12 protein-coding genes are annotated in these 15,561 nt (G+C 47.2%); 4 read left to right on the top strand and 8 right to left on the bottom strand.

What is annotated here, in order from left to right; genetic code table 11:
* Positions 1 to 71 precede the first annotated feature (71 nt).
* From KCTCHS21_RS06395 to KCTCHS21_RS06405, 3 genes are all read right to left on the bottom strand, one after another.
* Positions 72 to 614, bottom strand: a complete 543-nt coding sequence (locus KCTCHS21_RS06395; protein ID WP_130606016.1) for a DoxX family membrane protein — start codon at positions 612 to 614, stop codon at positions 72 to 74.
* Between the two features lie 651 nt (positions 615 to 1,265).
* On the bottom strand, positions 1,266 to 2,126 hold the full coding sequence (locus KCTCHS21_RS06400) for an IS3 family transposase (RefSeq protein ID WP_232058215.1): 861 nt from the start codon (positions 2,124 to 2,126) through the stop codon (positions 1,266 to 1,268).
* Positions 2,127 to 2,137: 11 nt separating this feature from the next.
* The gene (locus KCTCHS21_RS06405; RefSeq protein WP_130606020.1) at positions 2,138 to 2,434 is read right to left on the bottom strand and encodes a transposase; all 297 of its coding nucleotides are present in this window, start codon (positions 2,432 to 2,434) and stop codon (positions 2,138 to 2,140) included.
* A gap of 301 nt (positions 2,435 to 2,735) precedes the next feature.
* Here KCTCHS21_RS06405 and tnpC point away from each other — a divergent pair, with 301 nt between their 5' ends.
* Complete coding sequence (gene tnpC / locus KCTCHS21_RS06410) at positions 2,736 to 4,184, top strand: IS66 family transposase (RefSeq protein ID WP_157993967.1); 1,449 nt, start codon at positions 2,736 to 2,738, stop codon at positions 4,182 to 4,184.
* A 311-nt stretch (positions 4,185 to 4,495) separates the two neighbouring features.
* Here tnpC and KCTCHS21_RS06415 read toward each other — a convergent pair whose 3' ends face one another.
* Together KCTCHS21_RS06415 and KCTCHS21_RS06420 are read right to left on the bottom strand one after the other, a co-directional pair.
* Positions 4,496 to 4,981 (bottom strand): hypothetical protein, encoded by a 486-nt coding sequence (locus KCTCHS21_RS06415; protein WP_130606024.1) that lies wholly within the window; start codon positions 4,979 to 4,981, stop codon positions 4,496 to 4,498.
* Between the two features lie 170 nt (positions 4,982 to 5,151).
* Positions 5,152 to 6,063, bottom strand: coding sequence for a TetR/AcrR family transcriptional regulator (locus KCTCHS21_RS06420; protein WP_157993968.1), 912 nt, complete (start codon positions 6,061 to 6,063; stop codon positions 5,152 to 5,154).
* 150 nt (positions 6,064 to 6,213) lie between these two features.
* On the opposite strand from KCTCHS21_RS06420, the gene KCTCHS21_RS06425 reads away from it, so the two are divergent.
* Together KCTCHS21_RS06425 and KCTCHS21_RS06430 are read left to right on the top strand one after the other, a co-directional pair.
* A complete protein-coding gene (locus KCTCHS21_RS06425) occupies positions 6,214 to 6,942 on the top strand; it encodes an MBL fold metallo-hydrolase (protein ID WP_130606028.1) in 729 nt (242 codons plus the stop codon).
* On the top strand, positions 6,942 to 8,069 hold the full coding sequence (locus tag KCTCHS21_RS06430; RefSeq protein ID WP_130606030.1) for an AbrB family transcriptional regulator: 1,128 nt from the start codon (positions 6,942 to 6,944) through the stop codon (positions 8,067 to 8,069). Before KCTCHS21_RS06425 ends, KCTCHS21_RS06430 begins: the two co-directional genes overlap by 1 nt.
* Before the next feature lie 130 nt (positions 8,070 to 8,199).
* Here KCTCHS21_RS06430 and KCTCHS21_RS06435 read toward each other — a convergent pair whose 3' ends face one another.
* The 3 genes from KCTCHS21_RS06435 to KCTCHS21_RS06445 form a co-directional block, all read right to left on the bottom strand.
* Positions 8,200 to 9,918, bottom strand: a complete 1,719-nt coding sequence (locus KCTCHS21_RS06435) for an alpha-keto acid decarboxylase family protein (protein ID WP_130606032.1) — start codon at positions 9,916 to 9,918, stop codon at positions 8,200 to 8,202.
* Positions 9,919 to 10,158: 240 nt separating this feature from the next.
* Positions 10,159 to 10,509, bottom strand: coding sequence for a hypothetical protein (locus KCTCHS21_RS06440; protein WP_232058104.1), 351 nt, complete (start codon positions 10,507 to 10,509; stop codon positions 10,159 to 10,161).
* A 15-nt stretch (positions 10,510 to 10,524) separates the two neighbouring features.
* A complete protein-coding gene (locus KCTCHS21_RS06445; RefSeq protein ID WP_130606034.1) occupies positions 10,525 to 10,770 on the bottom strand; it encodes a hypothetical protein in 246 nt (81 codons plus the stop codon).
* Positions 10,771 to 10,876: 106 nt separating this feature from the next.
* On the opposite strand from KCTCHS21_RS06445, the gene KCTCHS21_RS06450 reads away from it, so the two are divergent.
* A complete protein-coding gene (locus KCTCHS21_RS06450) occupies positions 10,877 to 15,559 on the top strand; it encodes a cation-translocating P-type ATPase (RefSeq protein WP_232058105.1) in 4,683 nt (1,560 codons plus the stop codon).
* Positions 15,560 to 15,561 lie beyond the last annotated feature (2 nt).

The following is a 15,561-nucleotide window of genomic DNA, read 5'->3' on the forward strand; positions in this document are numbered from 1 at the left end:
ATGCAAGGATAACCCTTGTACCGCCATTTCTTTATTTTGATACGATTTTTTCAAGTTATAACTAGGGTCTGCTATTTAGCCAAAATTCCTGTGCCGGTAGCCGGATCTTTCGGCTTGCGGTGGAAGAGTTGATCAAAGCCCTTGTGTAGCAGTGGAAGGACGTAACGGTCAAGTCCGAAGCGACCTGCGTTCGTTCCAGCGACGACAACCAGCAATCCGAGAAGCATTAGCCAAGGGTTAGTGCTTACTGTTCCAGCGAATAAAAACATGAAGTTCATTAAGAGTCCGAAGAATGCAGCCGTAACAGTCAGCGTACCAAGGATGAGACCAAGACCTACTAGGAACTCTCCCCAAGGAATCATGACGTTAATAATTTTAACGTTCGGTAATGCGAAGTGTTCTAGGAAGGCTAGATACGTAGGGTATACCGCCTCGCCTGTCGCCTTATCGACAATCGGATTATTAATGGCTCCGTTCAGAAATCCTCCAGCATTAAAAGGTGTTGCTCCGGTAATTTTATGCCATCCTGCGGTGATCCAAGCGTACCCAACTACGAAACGGACAATGGTGACAAGGATTGCAGCAATACGATGCTCTCTCCACAATTTCATCATGACAATCACTCCTCATTTAGTGTATATAAAGCGTTAATTATGAAAGTAACGATTTGTAGTTATCGGTGTATTGTAGTTATCGGTTTATTGTATTTCTCACCGATGTTTGAGATCGAAACCGTTTCATCGGGATCACCATCCTCGTTTGTTTTCTTGTCTTCTTGTTTTCTTGTTTTCTTGTTTTCTTGTCTTGATTATAAATCTAATTTCAATCAATTTATGTGAAATAAATCACAATATCAGAAAAACTTTATCACCTATTTAGGGGGTTATAATCTCCGATTAGTTACACCATGCAATAACGCACTGAGGGCTACTAAGGGAGGAGGAAATCCTCATTCACGCAGGAATAACGCACTGAGGGCTACTAAGGGAGCGGGAAATCCGTATTTGCGGAGGAATAACGCACTGAGGGCTACTAAGGGAGCGGGAAATCCGTATTTGCGGAGGAATAACGCACTGAGGGCTACTAAGGGAGCGGGAAATCCTCATTCGCGAGGGAATAACGCACTGAGGGCTACTAAGGGAGCGGGGAATCCGCATTCGGGAGGGAATAACGCACTGAGGGCTACTAAGGGAGGCGAAAATCCTCATTCGCGAGGGAATAACGCACTGAGTGCTCTTCTGTCAATAAAGTAGACACCAATTAGTTTAAGCCATGTTAGCGTAGTAAAGTTGCTCAAAGCACACCGGCGACATATAACCAATAGTGCTATTTGAGCGTTTCCGGTTGTAAAAGAATTCGATGTAGCGATAGAGTTTTTGCTGGGCTTCTTCCACTGTCTTAAACTTAGGCTTACTGTAGATGAACTCACGCTTTAATATGCTATGAAAAGCCTCGATACAGGCGTTATCATAGCAGTTACCCTTACGACTCATACTTGGCTTCATTTTGTAGTCCAGCAACTGCGTACGGTAATCTTTGGCGGCATACTGTGAACCACGGTCGGTGTGGTGAATCAACCCCTTGGGGGGCTTCTTGGCAGCGTACGCCATTTTCAGTGCATCCAGTGTAAGGTCAGTCGTCATTCGATCGCTTAGCTTCCAGCCCACAATTTGTTTGGTGAATAAGTCCAGGATACTGGCGAGGTACAGTTTCCTTTGACGGCACGGGATATAGGTAATGTCAGCCACCCACTTCTCGTTGGGTTTTGTGGCCTTGAAATCTTGCTGTAGTACGTTGGGAGCGATGGGCAGATCATGGTTGGAATCGGTTGTGGAGACTTTGAACTTGCGGGACATACAGGAACGCAAACCCTCTTCTCGCATGATGAGACCAACCGTACGCTCGGAGACGATCCATTTTTCCTTTACAAGCTCCCCGTGTATTCTCGGACTACCATAGCTTTCATCCGAGTCGTAAAAGTGCCATTTTACCCGCTCGGCAAGCTTGGCTTTGCGTTTTTTGAGCTCGGATACTCCGGAGGTCAGCCACTTGTAATAACCGCTCATAGACACCTCTAGAACGTCGCACATCTTCTTCAATCGAAACTCGGAGCGATGATTTTCGATGAACTGGAACCTTAGTTCCTTTCTCTGCTGAAGATGTGCATGGCCTTTTTTAGGATTGCAATCTCTTCTTCCATATCCTCGATTTTACGTTTCTGATCTTCGAGAAGTTGTGATTGTTGACGAAGGGTTTCTCCTTGATTTACGGGCTCGTTATCGAACTCTCGATACTTTCCAACCCAGTTACGCAAAGTGCCTTGATTAACGTTAAGCTCATCTGCAATCTGCTCTAACGACTTCCCCTGCTCTTGCACATACTTTACGGCCTCACGTTTAAATGTCTCATTGTAATGTTGCCTGTTCCCACCCATTTTCAACACCCTCTTCGTATGCTTTTTTTCATTATCTGTCTCTCACTAAGAGGTGTCTACTTTTTATTCTAATTGCAGAGGGCTACTAAGGGAGCGGAAAATCCTCATTCGCGAGGGAATAACGCACTGAGGGCTACTAAGGGAGCGGGAAATCCGCATTTGTGGAGGAATAGCGCACTGAGGGGTTACTGCTTAGGTCTCCCCATATTGCGGGAGATTTTTTTATGTTCTTTAAAGGATTTCTTCGCCTCATGTCGAATACATAATTATGCCATCTTCAACAACGAGGAGCGTGACCAAGATGCTAACGCCGCAACAAGTGAACACGATTTGCAAAGGAGATCAGGAGATTGCGGGTTACTTCAACGCGCTTCTCACCGTGATAGATAAGCAAGAAAAACAAATCGAGAAACTCGAGAAACGGGTTCATGAATTAGAACGCCAACTCGGTCAGAATAGTAACAACAGTAGTAAACCGCCTTCGAGCGATGGATTTCGAAAACCGACCAATCTACGTCAACCCGGCGGTAAAAAGGGGGCGCCTAAAGGGCATGATGGACATACGCTTCGCTTTAGCACCGACCCAGATGAGATTGTCATCCATTCGGTTTCTTCTTGCTCGAATTGCGCTTCCTCATTAGCGTCCGTGACGGCTACGCGCTATATTAAACGGCAAGTATTCGATTTACCGCTACCTCGTTTGGTTGTTACCGAACATCGTGCGGAAGAGAAATGTTGCCCTACATGCCGGACGCGTCAATCTGCCGCTTTTCCGACACGCGTCAACGCGCCCGTTCAGTACGGAGATAGTTTTACGGCTTGGACGGCGTATTTGAACGTGTACCAGCTCTTGCCGTTAGATCGCATTTCGCGGTTGTTTGCTGATTTGACAGGACAGCGTCCTAGCGAAACGACTTTGATCACGCAATTGAGCACAATGGCGGACGTTGCGTTGCGAATGGAGCCTGCCATTCGCGAACAATTGGTGAAGCAACCGGTTTTGCATGCCGATGAAACGGGGATGCGCACAAACGGTAAAAAACAATGGCTCCACACACTCTCCAATGACCAATGGACGCTACTCTCATTGGCGGAGAAACGGTGCGGGCAGACTTTGGTAGACATGGGCGTACTTCCTGTTTATGATGGCGTGCTCGTGCATGATTGCTGCTTGGCGTACTTCAAACCGGTGTTTAAGTTTTCTCACGCACTGTGCAACGCGCATTTGCTTCGCGAGTGCCAAGGCATTGCGGAGCACGACCGCCACAAATGGGCGACCCAGATGAAGGAGTTGCTCCAACGAAGCTGGGTGCTGGCTAAAAAGTCTCGCGCGGCTGACGTCGCTTTGACGGAAGAAGTCCTCACCGAAATCGATGTGCGCTACGACGCCATCCTGGCACTTGGGAAAACCGAGTGGGTAAAAGATGCCGTTCGCGCCAAAACAGGGCCAAAAGGGCGAAAATGTAAAAGCAAAGCAGCCAATCTCGGACAGCGATTCGAACAGCACAAAGTGTCGATTCTTCGCTTTCTTCGAGATGCCCGAATACCGTTTGACAACAACCAGGCTGAACGCGACATCCGCATGTCCAAGGTGAAGCAAAAAATATCCGGCTGCTTCCGTACCAACGAAGGCGGACAACGCTTTGCCAGCATACGCGGGTTTATTTCCACGCTTCTAAAACAGCAACTTCCCCTACATGCTTCGCTTGTATCTGCACTCCGCGGACAATTCCGATTTAGCACGACCTAAGTAGTAACACTGAGGGCTACTAAGGGAGCGGGAAATCCTCATTCGGGAGGGAATAACGCACTGAGGGCTACTAAGGGAGGCGAAAATCCGCATCCGCGAGGGAATAACGCACTGAGGGCTACTAAGGGAGGCGAAAATCCGCATCCGCGAGGGAATAACGCACTGAGGGCTTCTAAGGAATCTGCCCCCGAGCCGAGACGTGCATACACGGTGCAAACAAGATGAGTGGTTTTCGTCAATAAGCAGAAGATTTCATGAAATCTTCTGCTAGAGAATGGGGTTAAGTGTATTAGCGTGCTGCGAAAGTTGAGCTATTTATTTAATAATTTACTGCTTAGATTTGCGATTTTCTTGGTGATTTCATTATTTAGGGGATCATCATGCAATTGCTTCAGGGTTTCACGCAAGGTTTGGATAGTATCAGAATTAATAGTATTAATGATTTCTTGATTATTTTCGGGCTGGAGCAAGGCAATATAAAGACTATATAGAGATCCATTCAAAAGCTCATTCTCTTTTTCATATGAGGTCAATCTTGATAAGGCTGATACAGCAGATAGTTGGGAAATTAGTTTTGGGTATTCACGTAAAACATCGTTTGGTTCTGATAAGTCTATTCTATTAAGACTACTCTCGGTCTCACCAATCTGATAAATAAACGCTTGGTCAATTTGATTGTGAATATCATGTAGCTTTTTCTTGTTCTGTTGATTCGAAAAAATAAAAACTATAGTAAGAATAGCTAGTGCACCAATAAGAAAAATACCTGTAATATACTTTTTATTTTGGCTTTGCAAAGTATCAACCCCTTAAATAGGTTATTAGACAATATCAGAAAAGCCAGTCTCGCCTATGAGATTGGGCTGGCTTTTCTGATTTGTTTGCAGGGCAGTCGTGAGCCGAAGTCGAAAAGCTCGTTGCAGCTCTCGAAAGGCATTTCTCGCGAGATGGCGAGGGGGGAATTCCCCTATTGCTTATCATGTTGCATTGACGAACGGTTCAGCATAAGGACGAGCTGGTTTACATAAGGTCTCAACTCGCTGACGGTATCTAGGAAGGTGACGTAAACCCGCAAAAGGGTACTATTTGGCTTAGGTTGTCCAAGCTCGCGCTGCAGCAGATCGATTACCTCGAGCAGCTCATCCTGAATGCGTACTAGCTGGGGTAGCTCCTTGATTTTGACGACAACAAATTTCAGAAACTCTTCAAGATTGGCCTTTCGTGTTTCGTCATCCAACTGGTTGATGTCGTTGAAATAAGCACTCGAAGTCTTGAGAACTGGTTCCGCTTTGCTTGCGATTAAATCGCTGATGATCACATCCATCCTATCTGTGAGGAATCCGGCCAAATCAGCCATGGGGACCGCGATTACGGACTGTACCGAATGAGATAAATATTCCTTCAACATGCCGCGGAAGATAGCCACGGTATCTCCCAGATAGGGGGCAATGGGCGCGCCATATGCTTCAAGGAAGCAGTCGTGGTGCATCGTAAGCAGCGTGGCTCTTTTTTTACGCCATTCATGCAGAAAATTCTCGTTGCTTGTAAGCGGCAGCTCCTTGAATTCGCTGGTGAAAAAGTAGTTTTCGAGCATAAATTGCAGCTGAAACACGATCTTGCGGCGCAAAATTTCCTTAGGCGGATGCCCCTCCAACGTAAGCGTGCGATCAAGCGCTCGTGCTTCTTCGAACAGTGTCCGGTGTACCTCGACGAAGATCCCGGTAAATAAATCCTCTTTCGAGGGAAATACTTTATAGATGCTCGCTTTGGCCATGCCACAAGCTTCAGCGATGTCCTGCATGGAGGCTGCGAAATATCCTTTTTCCTTGAAAATTCGCATTGCCGTATCTATGATTTGTTTTCTTTTGAATTGTTCCATATTTTCCACCTCTACACATTCTGACATGCCCTAACCTGATGGTCAATAAAGGAATTGACGCAAAAACCTTAAAGTCATATAATGTACTCGTGAGTTTTATTGTCAGAAAATATAAGGAGGTGAGCCAGAGCAACTAAGCTTTGGCGCAACATGAAAATTAATGAACAGATTGAGATGCTAGAGATTACTCTTCAGATGGGCGAGAACCATATGGTCATCAACCCGACGGTCATCCGTGACGAGCAGGCTTACGTATTAATAGATACGGGAATGCCCGGTTGTTACGGTCCTATTACGGAGCTTTTGACTCAAGCGGGCATCGATCCGAAGGCCCCTCATTCCATTATTCTTACTCATCAGGATCTCGATCATGTGGGCGGTCTGCCGGAGTTTAAAAGTGAAAGTGTGGACGTATATGCGCATGCGGATGACCAGCCGTATATAGATGGTTTGAAGCCGATGATTAAGTTAAGCGAGGAGTTTAAGCAAGGGTTGATCGCGTCTCTGCCACAGGACCTTGCGTCTTCTTTTGAGACCGCCTTTTCGGGAAAAGTAAAAAATGTGACCCACCTGCTGGCGGACGGGGAGAAGCTACCTTTGGGTGGAGGACTTACAGTCATTCATACTCCCGGACATACGCCGGGTCATATCAGCTTGTACCATGAGCCTAGCAAAACTCTCATTGCCGGAGATGCGATGGTCGTTGATAATGGGAAGCTCCAAGGTCCCAATCCAGCAGTTACACCTGACATGCAAACTGCCCTTGCGTCGCTTCGCAAATTCAAGGCATATCCGATCGACAATGTAATTTGCTATCATGGGGGCTTATTTCAAGGCGATGTCCAAGCAGTGATTGACGAGTTGACAGAGAGCCTGTAATGGACGGCACCGGGCATTCACACCAAAGTTCATCATGGAAAGAGAGCAAGTGGATCCGGTTTTTGACGACTTGTGTCATTGCAGTTTTGGGGGGCTTTTTCTTTCAGCTGATTCATATGCCAATTCCCTGGCTGCTGGGCTCTATGGTTTTTGTCTTGATTGGCTCCAAAATATTTAGGGGCGTTACGTTCTACTGGCCCGCACAGATCCGCAATACCGGGATGATCATCATTGGTTACACATTGGGGCTATCATTCACCGCGTCGACCTTGGTGCAAATCGGTCGCCAGTTGCCGTCGATGGTTCTGTTTACAGCACTTTTGCTTCTGTGCGCTGGAGGCATCGCATTCATCATCTCATTGCTATCCAAAATTCCTTTTCCGACCGTGCTTATGGGGAGCATTCCCGGCGGGCTAAGCCAGATAGTCTCACTGGCAGAGGAAATGAAGGGTATCGATCTGACGATTGTTACCTTTTTGCAGGTATCCAGACTGATCATGATCATGTTCTTCGTACCGCTGCTTGTCTTCAGTCCGCTGTTTCATGTCACACTCAACGACGGAGCCGCAGTTGCTGCAGCAGCCGGATCTGGGTGGGATCCAGCGTTACTCCAGCATATTTGGCTATTCGCAGTCGTATGCGTACTGTTAGCGCTCATCGGCCAAAAAATCAAGTTCCCGACGGCATTTCTGCTGGGACCGATGATCGGAACAGTGCTGTTGAATTTGTCGGGTTATACAGGCCATTCATTGCCGACGTTCGTGCTTGACCTGTCGCAATTAATGATGGGGAGCTACATCGGGCTGCTGCTGAAGCCAGAAAACTTGAAAAACAAGCTCAAAATGGTGTCACTCGCACTATTGAACGGGGTGGCGCTGATCGGGTGCTCGATCTTGCTTAGCCTGCTGTTGACGCGAATGCATGACATCACTGTAGTCACGTCATTCCTTAGTCTTTCGCCGGGCGGCATGGATCAGATGGCGTTCATTGCCAAGGAAGTGAATGGAGATTTATCGGTTATTACCTGTTATCAGCTGTTCCGAACTTTGTTTATCTTTTTTGCGGTACCGCCTCTTCTGAGGTTGATCTTCCGGTCGGTGCTGAAGGAAAAAAGAACGGCCCAGTAAGTTACAACGTGCAGACCTAACTTAAACAGCAACAGCCCTTCACCACTGAACTAGATGGTGAGGGGCTGTTGCTATTGTTCGTCATTCATTATTTGAGTAACGGGTTATTACGTTTCTTAACACTTATTTTCTAATTCTGACTTCGCTGCTTCTCCTGCATTTCTAAATAATTGCGCATACGGCGCATATTTTCAGGAGCGTCCATTGGGTCCGCGGCGATCATTTCAATAATACAGAGTCTTTCGGCACGTTCCTTATCAGTTTGGATGATAGCCTGATCCAGCTCTCCGTAAGTCCGGACAGTCACAGCAAACGCGTCGCCTCCGAAAGCTTCGGCCAGCTTGGCATAAGACCAGCTCGGAATTTTATTATACTGCTGATCCTCTGTTTTAACATTTAAGTATTTCTCGATCGTATAACCGTCGTTGTTCAAGATAAAAATAATGGGCTTACATTTATAAAAGAACATGGAGCTGATCTCTTGGGCTGTTAGCTGCAAGGAGCCGTCACCAGTAAATAACAACACCCGTCGGTCCGGCGCAGCGATACTTGCACCATATGCCGAGGGAGTAGCATAACCGATGGCCTCCCAACCTCCCTGAGCAATGTACGTTACATTACGCGGCAGCCTCACCTGCGCCATCCCGTTGTAAAACGTACCGGTCTCGGCGACCACAATATCCCCCTCTTTCAGCATCTGCTGAAAACGAGGATAATAAATAGCAGCAGTTAGTGCATCATCGGCACTGCCGGTTATTTGGTCGTATGGGAATGTTACTTTTCCCGTTACACCGTGGCCCTTGTACCCAATCTTCTGCACCGCAAGCATTATTTCGGCTGCGACCACATTCGGATATACCGCTTCTGCGACCTTAACCATGTCCGGTTGAATATCGACTGTCACCAGAGGGTTTAGCTTCGCGGTGAAGTTCGCAGTGTTATTGTCCGCCAATACCATGCCTACCGCAATGATACAGTCTGCATTTTCTACCGTGGCCTGGACTTCAGAGCTTCCGAAAGAGCCTTCGTACATTCCAATATAATTAGAATGTGTTTCGTCGAATGCTCCCTTTCCGAACATCATTGTCGCAACAGGTACATTCATGGCATCGGCCAACTGCCGAACCGCTTTCTCTAAGCCGAATCGCATGGTTTTGACATCAACCAGAATGACCGGTCGGTGGGAGCGCTGCAGTAGCTGGCGGATATGTTCTGTTGCTGCCTGAAGGGTTTTCAAATTAGACGTTGGTCTCGGCGGTACCAACTCTTCTCGGGAAATGATCGGCTTAGTCACTAAATCATCAGCAATAACAAGGTATACCGGCTTTTTCTTTTCCTTCGCCATGCGAATGGCGGCAGGAATTTCAATTTCGGCGTTTTCAGGCGTCAGCACCGCGGTATAAGCCGTAAGGAGCTCATACACTTTGTGGAAGATGTCGAAATTCCCATTCATTAGAGTGTGGTGCATTAGCTTATGTTCCTTTTGATCCTTTTCAGGAGGTGCACCTACAATGTGAATCACCGGCACATGCTCGCTATTAGCACCCGCTATCGCATTACAGGCACTGAGCTCCCCGACCCCGAAAGTCGTAATAAGAGCGGACAAACCTTTGATTCTTGCGTAGCCATCCGCCGCATAACCTGAGTTCAATTCGTTCCGTCCACTAATAAACCGAATCTCGTTATACCGCTCGAGCGTATCCAATAGTGTAAAATTATAGTCTCCAGCAACGCCAAAAATTTCGGTAATGCCTTCCAGCTTCAGGCAGTCGAACAAATACTGGCCAACTGTTTTTTGAGCTGTTCCAGTGTGGGGGTTAGGGCTGCCGACCGCTATCATAGTTCCCATCTTTTGCTCACTCCCTGATCCGAGCTATGGTTTCTCAACGGATGAATAATTGCACTAATTTTTGAACCAGCGTCCAAGTCGTACTGTAACGAATAGAGATTTTATCCAATATTTTATCTTTTTCCGAATTATTCATATCGAAGCTGCTCCTTTTGGCAAAAATCGGTTCACCCGCCTTATAAAAAAATAAAGGTGGGTGAACCGATTTTTGTTCTTATAATTTAATTAGGTTAGTACTGGTTACAGGGCTTCATCTAATTTTTCGGCTACATTTTGTGTAATCCGATTGTTGACTAACATTTTTCCCGCCTCGCTACCGACCTTGCGCCCAAAAGTATGGCCAAGCAGTCCGCCGCAGACGGAGCCGAGAACAGTTCCGACTCCGGGCATGATCGATGTACCCAGAATCGCTCCATACTCAATTCCCGCCATAACGCCTAGAGCACCTGTTACATTTTCCGACGTTTGAACCGCATATTGCGATTTGTCCATCTGACCATTAGTAAGGCTTCGGGTGTCTTTAAGCTGAGAAATACCGCCCGATACTAATCCACCCCAAAGAGATCCCCCTTGGAATATTCCTTGAATCATTCTTCATTCGCCACCTTATTGATCAATATGAGTTTGTTCCGTTGAAAGTATGCCCGCTTTTTCTGCATGATTCTCATCCTTGCCGCTGAGAACATTTGCCAAATCAACTTCCTTTATGCCAGCCTTCAATTGATCGTTCATATCCAGTACCCATTCCGTTCCCTTGACAGCTATTTTTCTTACAGCTTTTCGAGCATTAGGGGAAACGGCGAGAATGATACCCGCTGCGGCAAGTAATAGGCTAATCGGCGATTTAAACATGGGAGAGACCTCTTTTCATGGGAGTTGTTACCTTTACTTTGTATAAAAAGGGAATGGATTATTCATATTAACAGCGTAGATTTCATGTTGAGGAGCTGTTGCCATAGTGCCCCAGGAAAAACAAAGATTCCTTCGTGTAATGTCGGGTCGAATCCGCATCGAGATTACCGGCCTTAAAGAAAATCCGATTACGACGGAGTTACTGCTGAGGCACTTTTCGACAATGAAGGGCATATCTCGAATTGTGCCAAATACCGTCTCTGGTCGAGCGTTGATCGAATACGACGAGACTATTATGGATGCAGGAGAGATTATTTGCGCCATTCACGAAGTTGAGCTTCTCTTGAACGATAGTGTTCGTTCACAATCCGAGCAAAAGGAGGATAATCGAGCGCCAGAGACAGTTTTAACGAAAGCGAAGGGAGAAGCAGCTTCTGCGGCTGAAATGATGTCGGATCAAGATCAGTTGAACCCACGTGCATCATTGCTTTCAATGCCAACTCCCGAACCGAAAGAGAAAGTTCCTATCACGCTTGCAATCGCTATGGGAGGGCTAGCCGTCTTGGGGGCTAAAAGGTTAATTACAGGTAGATCGGCTTTGGCCGGAAGCCCATTACCCTTTTATTTGTCAGGATTGGTTTCGATCGTCACGGGATATCCCTTCATTAAACGCGGTTTTGAATCGTTCTCTCGGACGAGGAAATGGAATTCGGATCTAATACTCGGAACTTCCGCCTTGGCGCTCGCCTTAGTCAGAGAAAACCTGGTTGTTCTTGCGGGACTCAGCGTGCTTCAATTCGTCAATTGGAAGCGAAGTCAGCTGGCGCTTGAACCGGGTCAAGAAAACAGGCTGCCGCCGGAAATTCAAAGCTACAGCGAGAAAGCGCCGAAATGGGGGCTGGTCGGGGGCGCCTTAACTTGGGCAATCACCCGTAATCCATTGCAAGGTATAGCTGTAATGTTAGCAGCGAATCCAAGGCCAGCCACTATTCCTGCACAGTTCGCATGGCAGCAAGCCGAAGTCGTTTCGCATGAGCGGAACTTTACAATGCCCACGAATAGCTCGCTATCGCAGTTAGCCCGTACAAAAACGATGCTTATCGAGGATACATCACTATTGTTCGAACAAGAGGAAAATTCGGAGGAGATTATCTTCTTCGGCGAAGAGGATTTTTCCGAGAAAGCCATATGCTACGCTGCTTCTTTAATGAAGAGCAGCGATCATCCTTGGAAGGAAGATGTGTGGGAGCATGCCAAACGAACATGCCGCACCATTCGGTCGGCCTTTCATGTCATTGAAGAAGAAAACGGCATAACGGGTAAAATCAAAGATATTTCTATCTACGTAGGAAGCCCATCTTATATGAACGAGCATGGGATCACATGCGATACTTACAATTTGGAAGCTAAGCGTATGGAGCGGAAGGGCTTCAACGTTCTTTTCGTTGCCAAATCCGGCCATAAGACTGAACCATGTATAGGGTTTATCGCACGGAAGGAGGAAACGGTCTTTAATGAATGGGGGAAACAAATATCCTCATTCACGGATAAAGGCTGGGAAATCGGCGTACTGCGAAATCAGTCAAATGTGAGTGAGGCAGCTCTCAAGAAAAAAGGCATCGATACAGGCTGGTTGTTCCTTCAGCAGGGTGAAATCATTGAAAGATTAGCTCATATGCAGCAGCAGGGGGAGCACGCGCTATTATTAGTCGATTCGCAATCGAGTCCAATAAACGAGTATATGGCGGGGGCAGGTATCCCTACAATTACCACGGATCAAATACCTCGGGTATTCCAAACCTTGGATTATGTGAAGCAAATGGATCGAACCGTTAACAAGCATTTTCAAATTACGAAGAGCTGGAATCTCTTGGGCTCCGTTCTAGCATCTCTTGGAGCGCTGAGCGCGCCTGTTGTCAACTTAGCTGCAGATGCGTTATCGCTTGTTTTTTTAACCAGATCGAAAAAGGCAAGCGAAACGAATGAGCCCCCTTTAGAGCATTCACTCGGCATTCAGGAAATTGCCGTAGCTTCCGAAAAACCTACATGGCACTCCTACTCGAAAGATGAGCTTATTAGCCGGTTCCAAGTCGATGAATTTTCCGGGCTATCAGCTGCTCATATAACAGAGCTTCAAGAACGATATGGCAAGAACCGTCTGGAAGGAAAAAAACCGACACCTTGGTTTGTTACTTATTTCGGACAGTTCAAGGAATTTACGACGCTTGTTCTGTTGGGGACGACAACAATCGCGTTTCTAAGCGGTGGTTTATTCGACGGTATCGCGATGGGGGCGATATTACTTGCCAACGCCGCTATAAGCACTATTCAGGAACGGAAAGCCGAAAAAGTCGTTCAGTCCTTGAATCAATTTCAGCCCCCGTCCTGCAAGGTTGTCCGCAATGGAGAGGAATGTGAGATTTCAGCGATTGAACTGGTTCCGGGTGATATCGTACATCTAGAAGCGGGTGATCGTATGCCGGCTGACATTCGCCTCTTGCACGCCTCGAACCTCCGTGTGAACGAAGCTGCTTTAACCGGAGAATCGCTTCCGATTGACAAAACCGCCATGTCCATTGATGAGGATCTCCCGCTTGCGGAACGAACCAACATGTTATATATGGGAACCGATATCTGCGGTGGAAAAGGCATAGGAATTGTCGTAAACACGGGAATGGACACGGAAATGGGTCATCTTGTTGCCCTTCTTAAGCAGGAGGATAAAGAGGTTACGCCTTTGCAGGAGAAAGTAACCTCCATAAGCAAAACGTTCTTAAAGGGCGCTTTGGCGGCAGGGGCTATCGTATTCGTTGCCGGCTTGTTGCGTGGTATTCCTTTGAACCAAATGGTGTCGACGTCCATCGCACTTGCGGCTTCCGCGATTCCGGAAGGTCTTCCGGTTACGATTACGATCGCTTTAAGCGCAGGGATTTTCCGTATGGCCAAGAAAAAAACGTTAGTTCGGAAGTTGTCCGCTCTTGAAACGCTGGGTAGAATTACAGTCATTTGCACAGACAAAACCGGGACGCTCACCCAAAATGAAATGATGGTTCGAACCGTTGCTTCTGTTAACCGGTCGTGGGCTGTTACAGGTGAAGGGTACGAGCCTAAAGGAGACATTCTGGAGGTAGGCGCTGAAGCTGCCGCAACTGCGTCCGCCGAGCTATATAAGGAAACCGAAGTCGTCGATTCGGGAATTGACGGCGACTTGAGGAGAATACTGGAAATCGGCATTCTCTGCAATAACAGCAAGCTGGATCAGCAGGAAGGGAAATGGATCATTAAAGGCGATCCGACGGAAGGCGCGCTACTGACGCTAGCTGCAAAAAAAGGAATGTGGTCGCATCATTTAAGCGGTTGGCATAGAAGTCATGAAGTACCATTTGACTCGAATACAGGTAAAATGAGCGTTGTATGCAAGGATGCTGCGAAGTCGAACAGCGAATGCTTTGTCCTTACGAAAGGCTCTGTAGAAGCCGTTCTTCGGCGATGCAACCGATATCAGGCAAATGGCGAAATATTTGAATTAAAAGAAGATCAAAAACAGCAAATTTTGCAGCAAAACGATCAACTATCCGCGGATGCACTCCGCGTGCTCGGTTTTGCTTACAATCCTATAGATGGAGATCGGGATGAGACGTACATTGATGAACAGAACTTAATTTACGTCGGGATGGTAGGCATGGCCGATCCCCCCAAGCCTGCGATTGTAGAAGGTATTCGGGACGCGCAAGCGCTTGGCGTAAAAACAGTGATGATTACCGGTGACCACCCAATTACTGCCGTTGCGATTGGGAAGCAGATAGGCATTTACGATGGGACCCAGAAGGTTTTGTCCGGACATGAGCTGGACCGTATAACGGATGAAGAGCTGACCGGGATGGTAGAGGATGTATCGATTTTTGCACGGGTGACTCCGGAGCATAAGCTTCGGATCGTCATGGCATTCCAGAAGCTTGGGCATAAAGTAGCGATGACCGGAGACGGCGTGAACGATACCCCTGCTATTAAGCAGGCAGACGTCGGAATTGCTATGGGTGAGAAAGGAACGGAAGTGACTAAACAAGCGGCCGATATGGTGCTTCAAGAGGATCATTTCGGATCCATTGTCGATGGCGTTAAAGAAGGAAGAACGATCATCGGTAATATTAGTAGGGCGCTAGGATGCTTGCTCACAGGTAATCTCGCTGAGATTATTGTAACGAGTGCGGCCGTTATTCTTGGTCTACCCATTCCGCTCGTCCCCGTGCAAATCCTATTAATGAATCTGTTAACTGATGCATTGCCGGCAATGGTGCTTGCGGTTAATCCAGGAGATAAAACCGGCACAACTGAACGAACCGATATCGTGAATGGAAAATTGTATCGGAAAGTGCTTGTTCGCGGTGTTTTGCTCGGACTGGGTTCGCTTGGATTGTTCGCAGCCAGCATTGCGACCGGAGCTCCTATTGCAGTCGCGCAAAGCATTGCGTTTGCTACATTGGTTACGGGTCAGTTGTTCCAAACCTTTTCTTGGAGGAAGGAAGGAACCGAACAAAGCTCTAGCGAGTGGAAGAAGGACCGTTTCTTGATCGGCGCGCTCAGCGTATCTTGGCTCGCGCTTATGGCGGCTCTGTATGTTCCTGCTTTATCCGGGTTCTTCCACACGGCGCCATTGTCGTTGACTCAATGGATTCCAGTATTGCTGGTGGCCGGTTCTGTTTCTTTATTTTCCAAACCAATCCTGTCCCTTGTGTTACGACGTACCGTTGAGACACCTAGCTTACAAACAATCGTTGCTGCGGCTTAATC

Origin of the sequence: Cohnella abietis, from assembly GCF_004295585.1 — a bacterium.
In the GTDB taxonomy this organism is placed as follows: Bacteria; Bacillota; Bacilli; order Paenibacillales; family Paenibacillaceae; genus Cohnella; species Cohnella abietis.

Excerpts from the sequence above, each read along its gene's own strand:
- KCTCHS21_RS06395 (WP_130606016.1), bottom strand. The coding sequence starts at position 614 with ATGATGAAATTGTGGAGAGAGCATCGTATTGCTGCAATCCTTGTCACC.
- KCTCHS21_RS06405 (WP_130606020.1), bottom strand. The coding sequence starts at position 2,434 with ATGGGTGGGAACAGGCAACATTACAATGAGACATTTAAACGTGAGGCC.
- tnpC (WP_157993967.1), top strand. The coding sequence starts at position 2,736 with ATGCTAACGCCGCAACAAGTGAACACGATTTGCAAAGGAGATCAGGAG.
- KCTCHS21_RS06420 (WP_157993968.1), bottom strand. The coding sequence starts at position 6,063 with ATGGAACAATTCAAAAGAAAACAAATCATAGATACGGCAATGCGAATT.
- KCTCHS21_RS06425 (WP_130606028.1), top strand. The coding sequence starts at position 6,214 with ATGAAAATTAATGAACAGATTGAGATGCTAGAGATTACTCTTCAGATG.
- KCTCHS21_RS06430 (WP_130606030.1), top strand. The coding sequence starts at position 6,942 with ATGGACGGCACCGGGCATTCACACCAAAGTTCATCATGGAAAGAGAGC.
- KCTCHS21_RS06435 (WP_130606032.1), bottom strand. The coding sequence starts at position 9,918 with ATGGGAACTATGATAGCGGTCGGCAGCCCTAACCCCCACACTGGAACA.
- KCTCHS21_RS06440 (WP_232058104.1), bottom strand. The coding sequence starts at position 10,509 with ATGATTCAAGGAATATTCCAAGGGGGATCTCTTTGGGGTGGATTAGTA.
- KCTCHS21_RS06445 (WP_130606034.1), bottom strand. The coding sequence starts at position 10,770 with ATGTTTAAATCGCCGATTAGCCTATTACTTGCCGCAGCGGGTATCATT.